This is a genomic window from Nocardia sp. GCM10030253, assembly GCF_042675075.1.
Classification (GTDB): Bacteria; Actinomycetota; Actinomycetes; order Mycobacteriales; family Mycobacteriaceae; genus Nocardia.
Window position 1 is genome coordinate 116512 of sequence record NZ_JBHTDL010000004.1, and the last position, 13252, is coordinate 129763.

General features: G+C 63.1%; 18 protein-coding genes and 2 pseudogenes. 9 read left to right on the plus strand and 11 right to left on the minus strand.

Annotated elements, in window-relative coordinates; all coding sequences use genetic code 11:
- The 3 genes from ACFQZZ_RS04530 to ACFQZZ_RS04540 form a co-directional block, all read right to left on the minus strand.
- Complete coding sequence (locus tag ACFQZZ_RS04530) at positions 1-204, minus strand: hypothetical protein (protein WP_378674359.1); 204 nt, start codon at positions 202-204, stop codon at positions 1-3.
- Positions 205-396: 192 nt separating this feature from the next.
- Complete coding sequence (locus tag ACFQZZ_RS04535; protein WP_378674362.1) at positions 397-552, minus strand: DUF6131 family protein; 156 nt, start codon at positions 550-552, stop codon at positions 397-399.
- A 93-nt stretch (positions 553-645) separates the two neighbouring features.
- Positions 646-819, minus strand: a complete 174-nt coding sequence (locus tag ACFQZZ_RS04540; protein ID WP_378674365.1) for a CsbD family protein — start codon at positions 817-819, stop codon at positions 646-648.
- Between the two features lie 399 nt (positions 820-1218).
- Between ACFQZZ_RS04540 and ACFQZZ_RS04545 the strand changes: the two genes are divergently transcribed.
- Positions 1219-4299: a BTAD domain-containing putative transcriptional regulator gene (locus ACFQZZ_RS04545; RefSeq protein WP_378674368.1), complete on the plus strand. Its 3081-nt coding sequence runs from the start codon at positions 1219-1221 to the stop codon at positions 4297-4299.
- Here ACFQZZ_RS04545 and ACFQZZ_RS04550 read toward each other — a convergent pair.
- Positions 4296-4661, minus strand: coding sequence for a PGPGW domain-containing protein (locus ACFQZZ_RS04550; protein ID WP_378674370.1), 366 nt, complete (start codon positions 4659-4661; stop codon positions 4296-4298). The genes ACFQZZ_RS04545 and ACFQZZ_RS04550 overlap by 4 nt on opposite strands.
- A 103-nt stretch (positions 4662-4764) precedes the next feature.
- Positions 4765-5610 (minus strand): class I SAM-dependent methyltransferase, encoded by an 846-nt coding sequence (locus tag ACFQZZ_RS04555; protein WP_378674372.1) that lies wholly within the window; start codon positions 5608-5610, stop codon positions 4765-4767.
- Positions 5611-5818: 208 nt separating this feature from the next.
- Between ACFQZZ_RS04555 and ACFQZZ_RS04560 the strand changes: the two genes are divergently transcribed.
- A complete protein-coding gene (locus ACFQZZ_RS04560) occupies positions 5819-6832 on the plus strand; it encodes an iron-containing redox enzyme family protein (RefSeq protein WP_378674375.1) in 1014 nt (337 codons plus the stop codon).
- Positions 6833-6861: 29 nt separating this feature from the next.
- Here the strand turns inward: ACFQZZ_RS04560 and ACFQZZ_RS04565 are convergent, their stop codons facing one another.
- The 3 genes and pseudogenes from ACFQZZ_RS04565 to ACFQZZ_RS04575 all read right to left on the minus strand — a co-directional run.
- Positions 6862-7077, minus strand: a complete 216-nt coding sequence (locus ACFQZZ_RS04565; RefSeq protein WP_378674378.1) for a CDGSH iron-sulfur domain-containing protein — start codon at positions 7075-7077, stop codon at positions 6862-6864.
- Positions 7055-7324, minus strand: coding sequence for a hypothetical protein (locus ACFQZZ_RS04570; RefSeq protein WP_378676483.1), 270 nt, complete (start codon positions 7322-7324; stop codon positions 7055-7057). The genes ACFQZZ_RS04565 and ACFQZZ_RS04570 overlap by 23 nt, the downstream gene beginning before the upstream one ends.
- A gap of 81 nt (positions 7325-7405) precedes the next feature.
- Positions 7406-7708: pseudogene (locus ACFQZZ_RS04575) on the minus strand (methyltransferase); the annotation flags it as partial.
- 296 nt (positions 7709-8004) lie between these two features.
- Here ACFQZZ_RS04575 and ACFQZZ_RS04580 point away from each other — a divergent pair.
- Genes ACFQZZ_RS04580 through ACFQZZ_RS04595 form a run of 4 tightly spaced genes read left to right on the plus strand, consistent with a single transcriptional unit; the run spans position 8005 to position 9655 of the window.
- Positions 8005-8334: a hypothetical protein gene (locus tag ACFQZZ_RS04580; protein WP_378674380.1), complete on the plus strand. Its 330-nt coding sequence runs from the start codon at positions 8005-8007 to the stop codon at positions 8332-8334.
- 54 nt (positions 8335-8388) lie between these two features.
- Entirely contained in the window at positions 8389-8697 is a 309-nt protein-coding gene (locus ACFQZZ_RS04585; protein WP_378674383.1) for a hypothetical protein, read from the plus strand.
- Between the two features lie 50 nt (positions 8698-8747).
- Positions 8748-8945: a CYTH domain-containing protein gene (locus ACFQZZ_RS04590; RefSeq protein ID WP_378674386.1), complete on the plus strand. Its 198-nt coding sequence runs from the start codon at positions 8748-8750 to the stop codon at positions 8943-8945.
- 20 nt (positions 8946-8965) lie between these two features.
- Positions 8966-9655, plus strand: a complete 690-nt coding sequence (locus tag ACFQZZ_RS04595) for a CHAD domain-containing protein (protein ID WP_378676359.1) — start codon at positions 8966-8968, stop codon at positions 9653-9655.
- Here the strand turns inward: ACFQZZ_RS04595 and ACFQZZ_RS04600 are convergent.
- Positions 9649-9804 carry a DUF6131 family protein gene (locus ACFQZZ_RS04600; protein WP_378674389.1) on the minus strand — a complete coding sequence of 52 codons (156 nt, stop codon included), beginning with the start codon at positions 9802-9804 and terminating at the stop codon, positions 9649-9651. The genes ACFQZZ_RS04595 and ACFQZZ_RS04600 overlap by 7 nt on opposite strands.
- A 664-nt stretch (positions 9805-10468) precedes the next feature.
- The gene (locus tag ACFQZZ_RS04605) at positions 10469-10642 is read right to left on the minus strand and encodes a CsbD family protein (RefSeq protein ID WP_378674391.1); all 174 of its coding nucleotides are present in this window, start codon (positions 10640-10642) and stop codon (positions 10469-10471) included.
- Positions 10643-10925: 283 nt separating this feature from the next.
- Between ACFQZZ_RS04605 and ACFQZZ_RS04610 the strand changes: the two genes are divergently transcribed.
- The 3 genes and pseudogenes from ACFQZZ_RS04610 to ACFQZZ_RS04620 all read left to right on the plus strand — a co-directional run bounded on the left by ACFQZZ_RS04610 (position 10926) and on the right by ACFQZZ_RS04620 (position 12125).
- Entirely contained in the window at positions 10926-11072 is a 147-nt protein-coding gene (locus ACFQZZ_RS04610; RefSeq protein WP_378674394.1) for a hypothetical protein, read from the plus strand.
- A pseudogene (locus ACFQZZ_RS04615) lies at positions 11069-11354 on the plus strand (thiamine pyrophosphate-binding protein); the annotation flags it as partial. The gene ACFQZZ_RS04610 and the pseudogene ACFQZZ_RS04615, both read left to right, overlap by 4 nt.
- 204 nt (positions 11355-11558) lie before the next feature.
- Positions 11559-12125, plus strand: a complete 567-nt coding sequence (locus ACFQZZ_RS04620; protein ID WP_378674397.1) for a hemerythrin domain-containing protein — start codon at positions 11559-11561, stop codon at positions 12123-12125.
- 108 nt (positions 12126-12233) lie between these two features.
- On the opposite strand, the gene ACFQZZ_RS04625 is transcribed toward ACFQZZ_RS04620, so the two are convergent.
- Positions 12234-12734, minus strand: a complete 501-nt coding sequence (locus tag ACFQZZ_RS04625) for a hypothetical protein (protein WP_378674400.1) — start codon at positions 12732-12734, stop codon at positions 12234-12236.
- Between the last annotated feature and the right edge of the window lie 518 nt (positions 12735-13252).

Below are 13252 nucleotides of genomic sequence, written 5' to 3' on the forward strand. Positions count from 1 at the left end.
TTACGGACTGGGTTGCGGAACGTTGCAATCGGTGACCTTGGGGTTGACCCCCGCATAGTTCAAGGGCCCGGCGATGACCGTGACCGCGATGGTTCCCACGCTTGCGCAGTTCTGCTCCCGGTCGGTGAAATATCCACGCTGACCCGCCGCGATCACCCCGATGATCAACCACACGAGCACCAGCAATGACACTAAACGACGCATCACCCACCTCCCCCGGACACTGGTCGAACGCCACCGCCATTCGCTCGAGCGGTATCTCGCATTCGCTTCTCGCGGATCGCGTCCGTCTCGATCCGGTTGTCGAGTGCAGATCGCTTCATCTGTTTCCTCCTTCGTTCACGCGCCACAACGGATAATCGCGGGCACGGCCGATGTCGACCGGCAGTGTATCGATCAGTAATAGTGGCGTCTGCCGCCGACGGGGCGACCAGCCATACCAGCGATCATCAACACCACACCGATGAGTAGGACAACTACTCCGACAGTGGTCAGCAATGGAATTCCGAGCAGAAATCCGACCACCAGCAGGATTACTCCGAGAATGATCATGAGAAACACCTGATTTCAAAATACGCTGATACGACGCAGCTACCACCGCCGGTCGACACACGATCGTCGATAGATCGAGACGAACCCGCTGATTCAGTCCCGCAGAGCGTTCTTGACGTTCTCACCGGCGTTCTTCACATCGCCCTTGGTTTCCTGGACGCGACCCTCGTTGGTCTTTCCTTTGTCACCAGTTACCCGGCCGACCTTGTTCTTGATATTGCCGAGGAACTCGTCGGCTTTGTTCCTCGCTTTGTCGATGGCACTCACTGTGCCTCCTCACATAGGCGACCATGCCGTTTCGGCGCGGTCAACAAGTGACTTCCCCGGTGCTGCTGTTCGAAACAGGTCGGGCGATACCGCGGACGGCGACGCCGCGGCGGTTACAGCAGACGGCGACAGTCGAGGTCGAGCCGATTTCGATCCGCGACCTGGGCACGCAGGACCAGAAACACGACGTAATCGGCGACGACCCCGTTCTCGTGCGGGATCGATGAGGGCGGCAGCGATCGTGGACGATCGACGACGCGATCAGCCGATCGTCACGCAAGAGGCAGCGGCCAGAGGGCGGGCACAGGCACACGTTGACAGCAGAGACGGCTCGCGCATACTTAAGCTTAGGCGTACTGCGTACGCCTAAAGAAGGAGTTATGACCGGATGCTGACACGATGATCACTCGCATAGCAGCGCCGGCAGACCTGCGAGTGGGAATTCTCGGTCCCCTCGAGGTACTGGCCGGTCCAGCAACCATCACGGTGGGCGGAGCGCGGCTACGCATGCTATTGACGCGACTGGCCCTCGACGTCGGCCGCGTGGTGTCGGCAGACGCGCTCGCCGAGGCGGTTTGGCCGAGTGGCACAGGGCCCACCGACCGGGTGAACGCCCTACAGTCGTTGGTGTCTCGACTGCGCCGGACACTGCCGAACGATCGACTGCGGTTGGAGATCGGAGGCTACCTCCTCGACCTGCCGTCCGATGCCGTGGATGCTCACCGATTCGAAAATCTCGCCACCGAGGGGCGCCGCGCGGTGACGAACGGGCGGCCCGAGTCTGCCCTTCGCCTCCTCGACGAAGCCCGGAGCTTGTTGCGCGGCGAGTTCCCTTCGGAGGTACCAGACTACGCACGACAACGACTGGAGGAGCTGCGCCTGCAAGCAGCGGAGGATCGCGCGGATGCCGCCATCACTGTGGGTCGCCGCGATGGCGTTGCAGCAGAAATCGCACAACTCGCCGCGGCGCATCCATTTCGGGAACGGTTGCACGCATTGCACATTCGAGCGTTGCAGGCGGACGGTCGCCGGGCGGAGGCGCTCGTCGCGTTCGAGCAGATCCGGGCCGTGCTCGCCGATGAGCTCGGCGCCGATCCAGGCCAAGAACTGCACGCCGCGCACCTCGCCGCCGTCCGGGGAGCAGGACCATCCGCACGGCCACGCGGAAATCTACGCGCCGCTCTCACCAGTTTTGTCGGCCGTGATGCGGAGCTGGCACGCCTTCGCGAGCTGCTCGAAAACAGCCGTCTCGTCACTTTGACCGGCCCTGGTGGCGTGGGGAAAACCCGTCTCGCCCTTGCCATCGCCGCCGAAACCACAACCGGGGCATGGCTGGTGGAACTGGCTGCCGTACACAGCCCTCAGGAGGTGGTCCGGGCCGCGACATCTGCTCTCGGAATCGGCGCATCGGGCCTGCTCGAACCACCGCCGGATCCGATCGAGCGCTTGGTCGATGCCTTGGCCCGCGCGGATGCGGTACTGGTCCTGGACAACTGCGAGCATCTGATCGATGAGGCCACCCGGTTGGCCGTCGAACTGCTCAGCCGCTGCCCGAGATTGCGGATCATCGCGACTAGCCGAGAGCCGTTGGGGCTCGCGGGCGAGCATGTCTGCCCAGTGTCCCCGCTGCCGCTGGACGCGGCGACGCGACTGTTTGCCGACCGCGCCCATGCTGTGCACCGCGATTTCGAGCTCGACGCGGACATGATGGCGAAGGTCGAACAAGTGTGCTCGAAATTGGACCGACTGCCGCTTGCCATCGAGTTGGCCGCCGCCCGACTTCACGCTGTTCCCTTGCAGGAGTTGACTGTTCGGCTCGATGCTGGGTTCGCGCTGCTGGCTCGAGCAGATAGGGCGGCCGAACCCCGGCACCGCACGCTGCGCGCGGTGGTCGCGTGGAGCTGGAAACTGCTCGATGCCGAAGATCGTGCCGCCGCGCAGCGGTTGGCCGTCTTCCACGGTGTTATCAGCGTGGACAGCGCGGCAGCCGTGGCAGGAGCGGGATTGGACCGGCTGGCCCCGCTCACCGACAAGTCCCTGCTGCAGTTCGATGGGCAGCGTTACCGAATGCTCGAGACCGTTCGGAACTTCGCCCTCGAGGAACTGACCGTGGCCGGAGAACTCGCCACCGCCCGAACTGCACATGCCCACTTCTTCCTCGCTCTCGCCGAACAAGCCGAGCCCCACCTCCGCGGCTGCGGCCAGCGGCCATGGGTCGCCCGGCTGGAGTCCGAACGCGATAATTTCTCCGCTGCGCTCCGATATGCGCGCGACGCGGGCGACGCCGACACCGCTGTCCGACTGTGTGCGGCCCTAGGTATGTTCTGGCTGATCAGAGGCGATCAACAGGCCATGACCCATTGGCCACGGACAGCTCTGGCGATACCCGGGAAAGCCTCCGAGCAAGCCCGGGCAGCCACGATTGCGCTCGACCTGCTGGCGACCGGGATCTGGATCGGTCGTGACGTCGATCGAAACGTGATGGCCGACCTCGCGAGGTCGGCCGCGACGCATCCGCTCATCACCCTGATCGAGCCCTGTCTTGCTTATGCCGGTCAGCATGTGGACGCGGGCTTGGCCGTCATCAATCGACGGTCACCGCACCCGGATGGGTGGACCGAGGCCATATTGCGGTTGATGCGAGGAATGCTGCACGGTAGCGCAGGCAACTTGGCCGCGACGCGGTCCGACCTCGAGGCCGCCCATTCCGGTTTCCGAGCAGTGGGTGACCGTGCTGGACTGTCCTGGTCCCTGACCGCCCTGGCAGACCTACGGGCCACCTTCGGCGAGTTCGACCGTGCCATCGAAGATCTCACCGAGGCGGTACGGCTGATGGACGAGCTCGACCCCACCGATACGGCAGTGCTGCACCGGGCACGGATTGCGGCACTGCAGGCCCGGATGGGCGACACCGATAGAGCCCGAGCCGATTTGGAACAGCTCCTACGCACCGCCGGGATGCCGGGTGCAGGCGACTACCTGGCATTCGCCCACCTCACCCTTGCCAGTCTTGCCCGCGACGCGGGCGACCGGGCCGAGGCCACCTACCAGGTCCGGCTGGCCGCCGACGGACTGGACGGGACGCTGTGCGTCGCGCCGCTGTACCGAGTCAGTCTGGATTGCGCACGAGCAGATCTGGCGATGGACGTCGGTGATATCGCCACCGCGCGTCAGCACCTCGCGGCAGCGTTCGAGCAGGCAGCAACGACGGCCGACGGTCCGCTGGCAGGCCTTGTCGCCGCTCGATTGGCGCGATGGCGATCCCTCGCTGCGGATACGGCAGGCGCCGCGGAACTCGTCGGCACCGCCCACGCCCTGGTCGGCGCGCTCGATGCCCGAAACTCCGACCTGGTGCGGCTGGCGCTCACCCTGCGCGACACGCTGGGCGAGCACCACTACGCCGAGGCCTACGCCCGCGGCCTCGACCGTGACACCGCCATCATCCGGATCGCTGCCCAGCTTCGCACTGTTGTTGTCTAGAGAACGAGCAACTCCAGCACGATCACGACGACGACAGCGAGCGTCGCGAGCGCCAGTCCTGCTTTGACCGTAGGAGATTGGCGGTCGAACCAGCGACGGGCCCGGATAGTCTGCCGCTCCACCCACCCCTGTGCCCTGGTCGCCCATTCGAATTCGAGAGCGAGCAGGCGAAGGCTGACCATCACCAACGGCAGACCGAATTCCGGAATCAACAGCAGTGGCACGCCGGCAATCCCCAGAACCACACCAGCACCAGCGACCGGTACCCGGATGAGCCACGATCGTTGCCGGTGCTGTTGGCGGCGTGCGGCTACACGACGAGCGGCCGTTTCCCTATCGACGTTCCTATCGAGCGAGGTCAACGAAAACCCTTCCAGTTGAGTAGATTCTGCGGCTCAACTCGAACGTGCTGCGTTCATCCATCCGCCATCGGCAAACGAACCGTGCCATTGGTGACGACATCGCTCATGCACCTTCCGCCACTGCGGTGAACACCCAGCTCGGACCACTGAGCCGTACCGCGCCATCAATCTCGAAGGTGCGCAACGCATCCGCCACGCTCTCCCGCGCTGCTGCGACGTCAGCCGACGATGCGTTGCGCAGCCAGTGCCTGACCGGGCCCCAGCCGAAGATGAACGTCGTGGCATCCTCGGCGTCTCGGCCGAATACCGAAACACTCTCCCTCGGTTCAGCGGTCACCTGGGCGAACCCGGCCTCGGTAAGCACCGAGGTGATCTGGCCGGAATTGGTGAAGTTCACCGGCCCCGGCGCGTTGTCCTCGGCTGGATCGGGCAGCTCGACATGCCGCATCATCGCCTCCCAGATGCGGTCGAACTCGTTCTCGCCGTAGTCACGACCACAGCCGAAGACGAGGCGTCCGCCGGGCACGAGCGCGCGCCCGATATTGGCGAACGCAGCCACCGGATCGGAGAAGTACATAATGCCGCCCCGGCTGATCGCTAGATCGAATCCCGCCGTGGGAAACGAATGCACCTGCGCATCCGCCTGTTCGAAGGTGACGTTGCTGATGCCTTCCTCGGCTGCGATCCGACGCGCCCGATCCAACATCGGTTCGGAGAGATCGACTCCGACCGCGTGCCCCTGCGACGCCAGCCCGGCAGCCAGCCGAGTGGTCTGCCCGGCGCCGCAGCCGATATCGAGCACCCGGTCGCCAGGTCCTACCTTCGCTACGGCGAATAGATGCTTGTTCAGCCCGCTGACCAGTGTGTTGTACCGGTCGTGATTGTCGGCCCAGTGCTGGCCTTCGTAACCGTTCCATGCCTGCGCCTGATGGCTATTGACGATTTTCATACCGACGACGATCTCAACGTGCCCTGTCAAACTGCGCACAAACAGCTGTCCCCCGCCGCACATACCACCGGAGACGTAAGACGATGGTGCCGCCAGCAGCAGTGACTAGATCGCCCTAACGAGCCACCACCGCTTCGACGCGGTTCGTAGAGGCGGATGGCGTACGTTGTCCCCGCGTAACCGGGTGCGTTGTGGGTATGCGCCGAGCATGATCGACATCGAGTTCCCGTCCCTGCCGCCGCCGCGCGGGCCGCTTTCGCGCGCGGTCGTGGACCTGCTACGCGGGCGAACCGGCGCCCCTATCGCCGTCGCCTCCGATGACGCTGATCCCTACGGCGAAGATCTGCAGCTGGCGCTGCATATCTGTTACGAGCTGCACTACCAGGGCTTCGAGTCGGTTGATCCGGCCTGGGAATGGGACCCCAACCTGCTTGGGTTCCGCGCGGAACTGGAGCACCACTTTTTGGCGGCTCTCCGGCGGGACGTCGCGGGCGGCCAGGAGCTGAAAGAGGAGCTGGAGGGCTTGCTCGTGGAGCCCATCGACCCGGCTGGAGTCAGTCAGCACCTACGCGAGGACGGCGAATGGTGGCATGTCTGTGAATATTTTGTGCATCGCTCGATCTATCACCACAAGGAGGCCGACCCACACGCTTGGGTGATTCCGCGGTTGCGCGGACAGGCCAAGGCATCACTGGTCGCTGTTGAATTCGACGAGTTCGGCGGCGGGCGCGGCGAACGAATACATGCCCGGCTGTTCGCGGATCTATTAGCGGGCGCCGGACTTGCATCCGGCTATCTCTATTATCTGAATGTCGTTCCCGCTCCAATGCTGGCGGTGGTGAACATGATGTCGCTCTTCGGGCTGCATCGCGACCTGCGCGGAGCATTAGTCGGTCATTTCGCCACGGCGGAAATCCTCTCGTCACCCGGAGCACGGCGGATGGTGGATGCACTGGAGCGGTTGGATGCAGATCCTGCATGCGTGCGGTTCTACACCGAGCATGTCGAGGCCGACGCTGTACACGAACAGGTCATGCGCCGCGACGTCATCGAGAATCTACTCACTCAGGAACCTGAACTGACAGCATCAGTTGTCTTCGGCATCCAGGCAACGAATCTGCTGGAGGATCGATTCGCAGGCCACGTGCTCGGAAGCTGGCAGTCCGGGCACAGTTCCTTGCGCGAGCTCGACCCCGGTTGTGCCGAGATGTCCAGTGACTAAACCGATACGGTGCAAGAAGCGGTGCATTTTCAGTCCGCGGCAGGTTTGCTTCGATGCTTGCGATGACTGGTATCGCAGAACGGATAGTTGCCTGATCGGCGGCACATGCAGATGGCGACCAGGAACCGGTCGGACGTGACAGTGGTGCCGTCATCCATGACCAATTCCACGGGACCTTCGATCAAAGCGGGCCCGTCTCGAGTGAGGGTCACCCTGCGGCGCTCACGATTGTGTTCGGTCGGCACGGATCACCACCAACTCTTCGTGTCGTTGTCCTGGCTCGATGAGTCCAGCCGATTCCAGCCAGTTCACGCGTTCACGCATTACTGGCCCGAAAGCCACCTTTTCGCGTGCCATCACCGCAGCTTTGAGTCCACCCTCGCGGAGCTGAGACAAGGTGGCCTCTGGCCCGCAAAGCGCCGAATGGACTATCAGACCGATGCCGTGGCTATCGAGCATGCGCGGCATCATCCGGCACAGGACATCCAGCACAGCTCGGCCTCCTGCTCCAGCTTCCCATGCTCGTGCAGGACCACGGGAGGGAACTTCTTTCGGAGAAGGCACGTACGGCGGATTGACAACCACCAAGTCGAATAACCCGCGGTGCAGAATCCGCGCAAACTCCCCGTGCAGCAATTCCAGTCGGACACCGCGTGCTCGACTATTGAGCCACGCCGAAACGATAGCGGGCCACGAGGCGTCCACGGCTGTCACACTGCGAGCGCCCGCCATCGCTGCTCGAATGGCCAGAGCGCCTGTGCCGGTACACATATCGAGGACTCGTCCGTCGAGTGGAATCCTGGCAGTGAGCATTGCCTGCATCAGCAAGGTCGTATCGGCCTGCGGTCGATACACACCTGGCATCCGTATGAGCATCACAGGACATGGATACCCGCTCACGGCAAGTTAATCATCGGCAATATGTTTGCTCAAACAGGCCAGCTAGCAGGATCGCCTGGCAGGTCTGAACGCCGTGCTGAAAGTCGACCACCAGGGCCGGACGGTGTCGCCGCGCCGATGGAAAATCCGCTCGGCGACACCTCGCGTCGCCCGGCCGCGAACAGCTTCCTTCCTCTACCGTTCGACTACCTGTGTTCCCAGCGCATACACGCCCCGTTCCGGGGTATTCGGACGAATGCCCTGTTCGACGGTTCGATCCGAAAGGACACACTATGCACGGCGAACCGAACGATTCGAGCCGAAACAACGCCATCGACCGGCCCGAACACGATTTTCCCGACGACTCACGCACCACGAGAACCCATGCCGGTGAATCCATAGCAGATACCCGTAACTGGCCGGGAATCATCCTCTTCGGCGTCGGTCTCGCCTTAGTAGCGCTCACCCTCACCGCCGCGGGATACGGATTTGCCGGCTGGGCGGTTATCGGCGGTATCGCATGCGCCCTGTGCCTGGCAACAGGTGCGGTTCTGGTGATCGCCGAGCACCGGCGGGTCAAGAACCAGGAAGGGCTCGGCCTCAGCGAACCACGCGGCCATTGATCTCTATTCTCGTCAGGAGAATCCGACATGAGAACAACCGAACGACCCAACAGGGTGGCGATCGCCGCGTTTGCGGTCGCCGCCGCGACCGCCGTGTTCACCAGCGGCTGCGACGAGGCGAAGAAGGCAGTCAACGCCGGCGGCGACACACCGTGCAACGAGTTCGTCGCGCAGGACAAAGACAAACAGCGCGTCACCGTGACCAAGTTCCTCGAGCAGGAACGGAGCGACAAATCCGCACCGACGAACGACCAGACGATCGGCGCCGCGATTGCGTCCATCGAATTGATGTGTAAGGCGCAGGCCAATCCGGATACGCCGATCAGGAAAGCCGATCTGACGGGCATATTCGTTCCCAAGTAGAATACTGACCGCGTTGATACGCGCGCTGACGCTGTTCGTCCACAGTAGCTTTGGCACGTTCCGCGAATAGCCGCATCGAGGAGATGCCGGTCGAGCTGACCAGTACCTATTTCGACACCGCCGAGCGAGACCTGCTCGCCCACGACCTGACGTTGCGTCGCCGTGAGGGCGACGACGAATCCGGCTGGCAGCTGAAGGTCCCCCACTCGCGTGGTCGCGTCGAAGTAACCGCCCAGCTGTCGAAGTAACCGCCCAGCTGTCGGACGAGCTGCCGCACGAACTCGCCGAGGTCGTCAACGGCGCTGCGCTGCTGGCTCGGCAGTTGCCGAGCCGCAATGCTCTCGCTGAGGCAATGAACCCGCCCCGCTACCTGCGACTGCTCGCGACCCTGCAGACATGGAAATCACAGCCGCCGTTCGAGCGACGGATCCGGGGGCGCCAACTCGTGAAGCGGGCCCGTCGGGCCGCGGGCAAAGCCGACCGCCGGTTAGTGACCGGTTTGCACAACCACCGACACGAATCGCTGCACCGCGCGCGTAAAGCCGCCAAACGCGCACGCTACGCCGCCGAATTACACAAACCCGTTCGAAAGCCCGCGCGTGCAAAGTCGAACATCAAGTACTACAAGAAGATTCAGCGCCTACTCGGCGACTACAACGACAGCGTCGTGTCGACCGAATTCCTGCGGCGAACCGCTACAGCAGCGGGCACGGCAGGCGACGAGAACGGTTTCACCTACGGCCTGCTCTACGCGAACGAGATGCACGCCACCGAGCGCGCGCCAGAGTGTCACGGCAGTTGCCGCAGGCGAATAGATACCGGCCACCGCCTGCCTCCTGCGGGTTCGATGGTCGTCCGCTTGTTCCTTGGCTCTCAGGTGACCGACCGCTTCACTCGACCGACCACTGACGCCAGTGAAATCCATCGACGCCCTGCTGCCACATTCCCTGGTCAGTAGTAATGGCGTCGGCCGCCGACGGCCCGGCCCATCGACCCCAACAGCAGTAACACGAGCCCGATGACGAGCACCACGATCCCGATGGTCCAGAGGATCGGGATACCGAATATGAACCCAACGACAAGAAGGATGATTCCGAGAACAATCATGGCCAGCTACCTGGTTTCGCTGCTGTATTCGAAGGGCCGAGAAGCCCTCCAGTGCTCCTATTTGATCGTGTGCGCAATGTCAGCACCAGTCACGACGCCCACTCAACCACGGCCACGGGAAGACCAAAGCCATGATGATCAACCCGATGTCCTGCATATTCCAGTAGACGCCTCAGGAACAGGGATGTACACCCCCTGTTTTATCGAAGTCGCAGCTCGACAGTGTTGCGCCGCGTGTTGTTCCTGGCGATAGGTCTGGAACCTGTCGCGTCGTGTCGTGGCTGGTTCAGCCATGGTTCCCGCGATGGGCCGCAGTGACCGCAGTAGTCGGTGGCGATCGGCTTGCTGGCACTCGCTTCCATCTCCAGGATCGAGTCCAGGAAGGGCTCGGGTCCGCCCTCGAAGCTGGCCGGAGGACATCCCGGTCGCTGCCGCGGAGCTGCTGATCGTCGATGAAACGGTGTTGCCGTCTCGGGACGAGCGTCAGCTATTCGGGTTCGGCTCAATGTGGGCGCGGCGCGGGCAGACCAACGCGACAACGGTCGATGCGGACTCGATCCAACCTCTCTGGGTGAAATACGCTGGTGGACAGCGGGATCGACGTGCGTCGAGCGGATGACCTCGGAGGGTCACCCGCTCGCGATCGACGCTGGCGAGCGTCGAGTCAGTGGCGGAAGGCGTCCTTGACCTTCTCGCCCGCACCCTTCAGGTCGGACTTGGCCTGATCGGCCTTGCCCTCGTGCTGCTTGTTCTTGTCGTCGGTGGCCTCGCCGAACTTTTCTTTGGCCTTACCGGCGAGTTTCTCGGCCTTGTTTTTTGCCTTGTCTACACCGCTCATCGTGCGAGCCCCTTTCTTCGAAGGTGCCCGGCCTGCGTTTTCAGCCGGTCCTCTTGCGAATAGCCCGCATTTGCGCCACCAAACAACGGTGCAAGGACACGACCGAGTGACGGTGCGCACCTCTGCACACGGTGGCACAGGCCGAGCAGCTTGCCCAGCAGGCGCACGCGCATCGCAGCGAAGCGGCGGATTCGCGAACCGAGCTGTTGCCTTCAGCGGTCGGCGTGTGAAGGCGAACTGGAGATCCTCGATTGGTCGTCCGAATACCGGGTAGGAGCCAGCTATGGAACTACTTGTGATCATCGGTATCGCGTTACTCGTCGGTGCAGTAGTGCTGTACCGCAAGCTCGCGGGCAAAGGCGGGGACACGCCCCTGTCTACCGGCAACCCCTCGGCCAACGACGAGAGAACCGACGGGAGATCTCCATGAGTCAGCAAGTTGGTGACTATGTCCTGCAACGATTGCGCGAATGGGGTGTGCGCCAGGTTTCGGATATCCCGGTGATGGCATCAACGGTGGTCGCCGGAAATGGCGGCCTTCCAGGCCACCGGCTACGCCAAGTTCAGCGGCTGCGTCGGCGTCTGCATGGCCACCTCCGGACCCGGCGCGATCCACCTGCTCAATGGTCTCTACGACGCCGAACTCGACCATGTTCCTGTCGTCGCGATCGTCGGCCAGACTGCACGTAGCGCAATGGGCGGCAGCTACCAACCGTCGAGCCCACCGGCGATCTCCGCGTCGGCTACGGTCACCGCACCCCGTGCCACCGATCCCGCCCCACGCGACGTTCGAGCAAATGAAAGATACCGCGGAGGCCGTCCTGCGCGGTGATCCCAGAGCCTGGCACCGCATGGCTCAGGGCACCAAAACAAAAGCACAGGAATTCATTCCGCGCATAAGCGAAAGGAACTCCTCATGACCACCGAACAACATCAGGATGTCGTCGAGCTGCTCACCGCACAGCACGAACAGATCAAAGATCTCTTCGCCCAGTTGAAGTCGGGCAACGGTGACAAGCAACAGCTGTTCACCGAACTTGTGCGACTACTCGCGGTCCATGAAAGCGCCGAAGAAGAAGTGGTTCATCCGGTAGCCGCCCGTGCCCAATTCGGGGCTGACCACTTGGTGGCCGAAAGACTGGAAGAAGAAAACAAAGCCAAACAAGCACTGGCAGAACTATATTCGCTCGGAGTCGACCACCCGGACTTCGACACCGAACTGGCCGAATTCGCCGAGGCGGTGACCGAACACGCGACTCACGAAGAGAACGAGGAGTTCTCGCTGTTGCGCAGACAGTACTCGGCAACCCAGCTGGAGCACATGGCCGGTTCAGTTCGTGCCGCCGAAGCGATCGCCCCGACCAGACCGCATCCGCACGCGGGAGAATCGAGGTTGGCGAACCTGCTTACAGGTCCGCCCTTGGCATTGTTCGACCGTGCTCGCGACGCGGTGCGCGAGTGGCATCGAAAAGACGGCAGGTGATGGGGGAAGTCGGTGCATGGCGGGCGATACTGGTTGCTGCTGTAGACGTAGGGCACCCGAATCGGATAGCCAAACCCTGCTCACTCAGCAGGCCCAAATCGGTCGCGGCTACGGCGAATCCAACGGTCCGGCCCAGTCATTGTCGTCGAAGCCGGATCTCGATCGGCGGTGCGCGTCGCGCAACTGGTGCTCTGCCTTGATCGACATCGGATGATCCGAAACGAGGGCGCGCAGGCAGCTGGCGTGGGTTGCCATATACCAGTACAGAGCTTCGTCCTGCTGCCCCGATACCCAGCACGCATCGGCGAGTATCAACTGGGCCCCGAGCGTGCGCGCATCCTCCGCGCCGAACGCGTCGATACATTGACCGACTTCCCACCGGCGCTGGGCAACATCTGGATTCGCTGTCGGCGCGCGCTCCGCCGCCGCCGTTCGCACACCCAGCCGGTTACCGAACCACCACGCGATTACACCGACGACCCCGGCTGCCGCATAGGCACGCCAGTAGCCGTTGTCGGCAAACCACGATCCGACCGCGAAGATCGCGCAGTACACGGCCACCCCCACCCCAATCCTGCTACCCCAGAACCAGAACGCCGACCTGCGCATTGATCTCCTTCACGACGGGTAATTGGTGCGTACTACGCATCTGTTCGTAGCCGAAGGGGCTCACGATTGGTGCCCACACCGACGTATCGCTGGGCCAGCGGCTCCACCCCGACCGCTGCGGACCGCGACGGGCATCGAGTCGATCTGCACCGCACTCACCGAACGCGGCGTCGAAGCCAGGCGGGATGAAGGCAGGTACCGAGGACACACTGGAGCGTCTGCTGAAAGAGCCGATTCGAAGGAACTGCGAATCACGGTATGCGCGCCACCACCCCCGATCATTGCCCGACAGTGCGGTTCGGGCTTGCGTGCCGAGCTGGCATCAACGATCGGCTCGCCGTCGTCCACGCCCGACGGCGCAGCCTGTGCGCCACTATGTCATTGATCTGTGGCGATGGAATTGCGGAATCACGGCTCGGTAATTTCGGCACGGAGGTCGTTTTTGTGGCGACAGCAGCAGAAATCTGTTGCCGACAAGACGATCGAAGCGGTCGGCTCGGCGAACGATGTGGCTTCGA

What these genes read in the sequence shown, in the direction of transcription:
- ACFQZZ_RS04610 (WP_378674394.1), top strand. Translation starts at nt 10,926, where the DNA reads ATGGAACTACTTGTGATCATCGGTATCGCGTTACTCGTCGGTGCAGTA.
- ACFQZZ_RS04545 (WP_378674368.1), top strand. Translation starts at nt 1,219, where the DNA reads ATGATCACTCGCATAGCAGCGCCGGCAGACCTGCGAGTGGGAATTCTC.
- ACFQZZ_RS04530 (WP_378674359.1), bottom strand. Translation starts at nt 204, where the DNA reads ATGCGTCGTTTAGTGTCATTGCTGGTGCTCGTGTGGTTGATCATCGGG.
- ACFQZZ_RS04625 (WP_378674400.1), bottom strand. Translation starts at nt 12,734, where the DNA reads ATGCGCAGGTCGGCGTTCTGGTTCTGGGGTAGCAGGATTGGGGTGGGG.
- ACFQZZ_RS04600 (WP_378674389.1), bottom strand. Translation starts at nt 9,804, where the DNA reads ATGATTGTTCTCGGAATCATCCTTCTTGTCGTTGGGTTCATATTCGGT.
- ACFQZZ_RS04535 (WP_378674362.1), bottom strand. Translation starts at nt 552, where the DNA reads ATGATCATTCTCGGAGTAATCCTGCTGGTGGTCGGATTTCTGCTCGGA.
- ACFQZZ_RS04620 (WP_378674397.1), top strand. Translation starts at nt 11,559, where the DNA reads ATGACCACCGAACAACATCAGGATGTCGTCGAGCTGCTCACCGCACAG.
- ACFQZZ_RS04580 (WP_378674380.1), top strand. Translation starts at nt 8,005, where the DNA reads ATGCACGGCGAACCGAACGATTCGAGCCGAAACAACGCCATCGACCGG.
- ACFQZZ_RS04560 (WP_378674375.1), top strand. Translation starts at nt 5,819, where the DNA reads ATGATCGACATCGAGTTCCCGTCCCTGCCGCCGCCGCGCGGGCCGCTT.
- ACFQZZ_RS04555 (WP_378674372.1), bottom strand. Translation starts at nt 5,610, where the DNA reads ATGAAAATCGTCAATAGCCATCAGGCGCAGGCATGGAACGGTTACGAA.
- ACFQZZ_RS04605 (WP_378674391.1), bottom strand. Translation starts at nt 10,642, where the DNA reads ATGAGCGGTGTAGACAAGGCAAAAAACAAGGCCGAGAAACTCGCCGGT.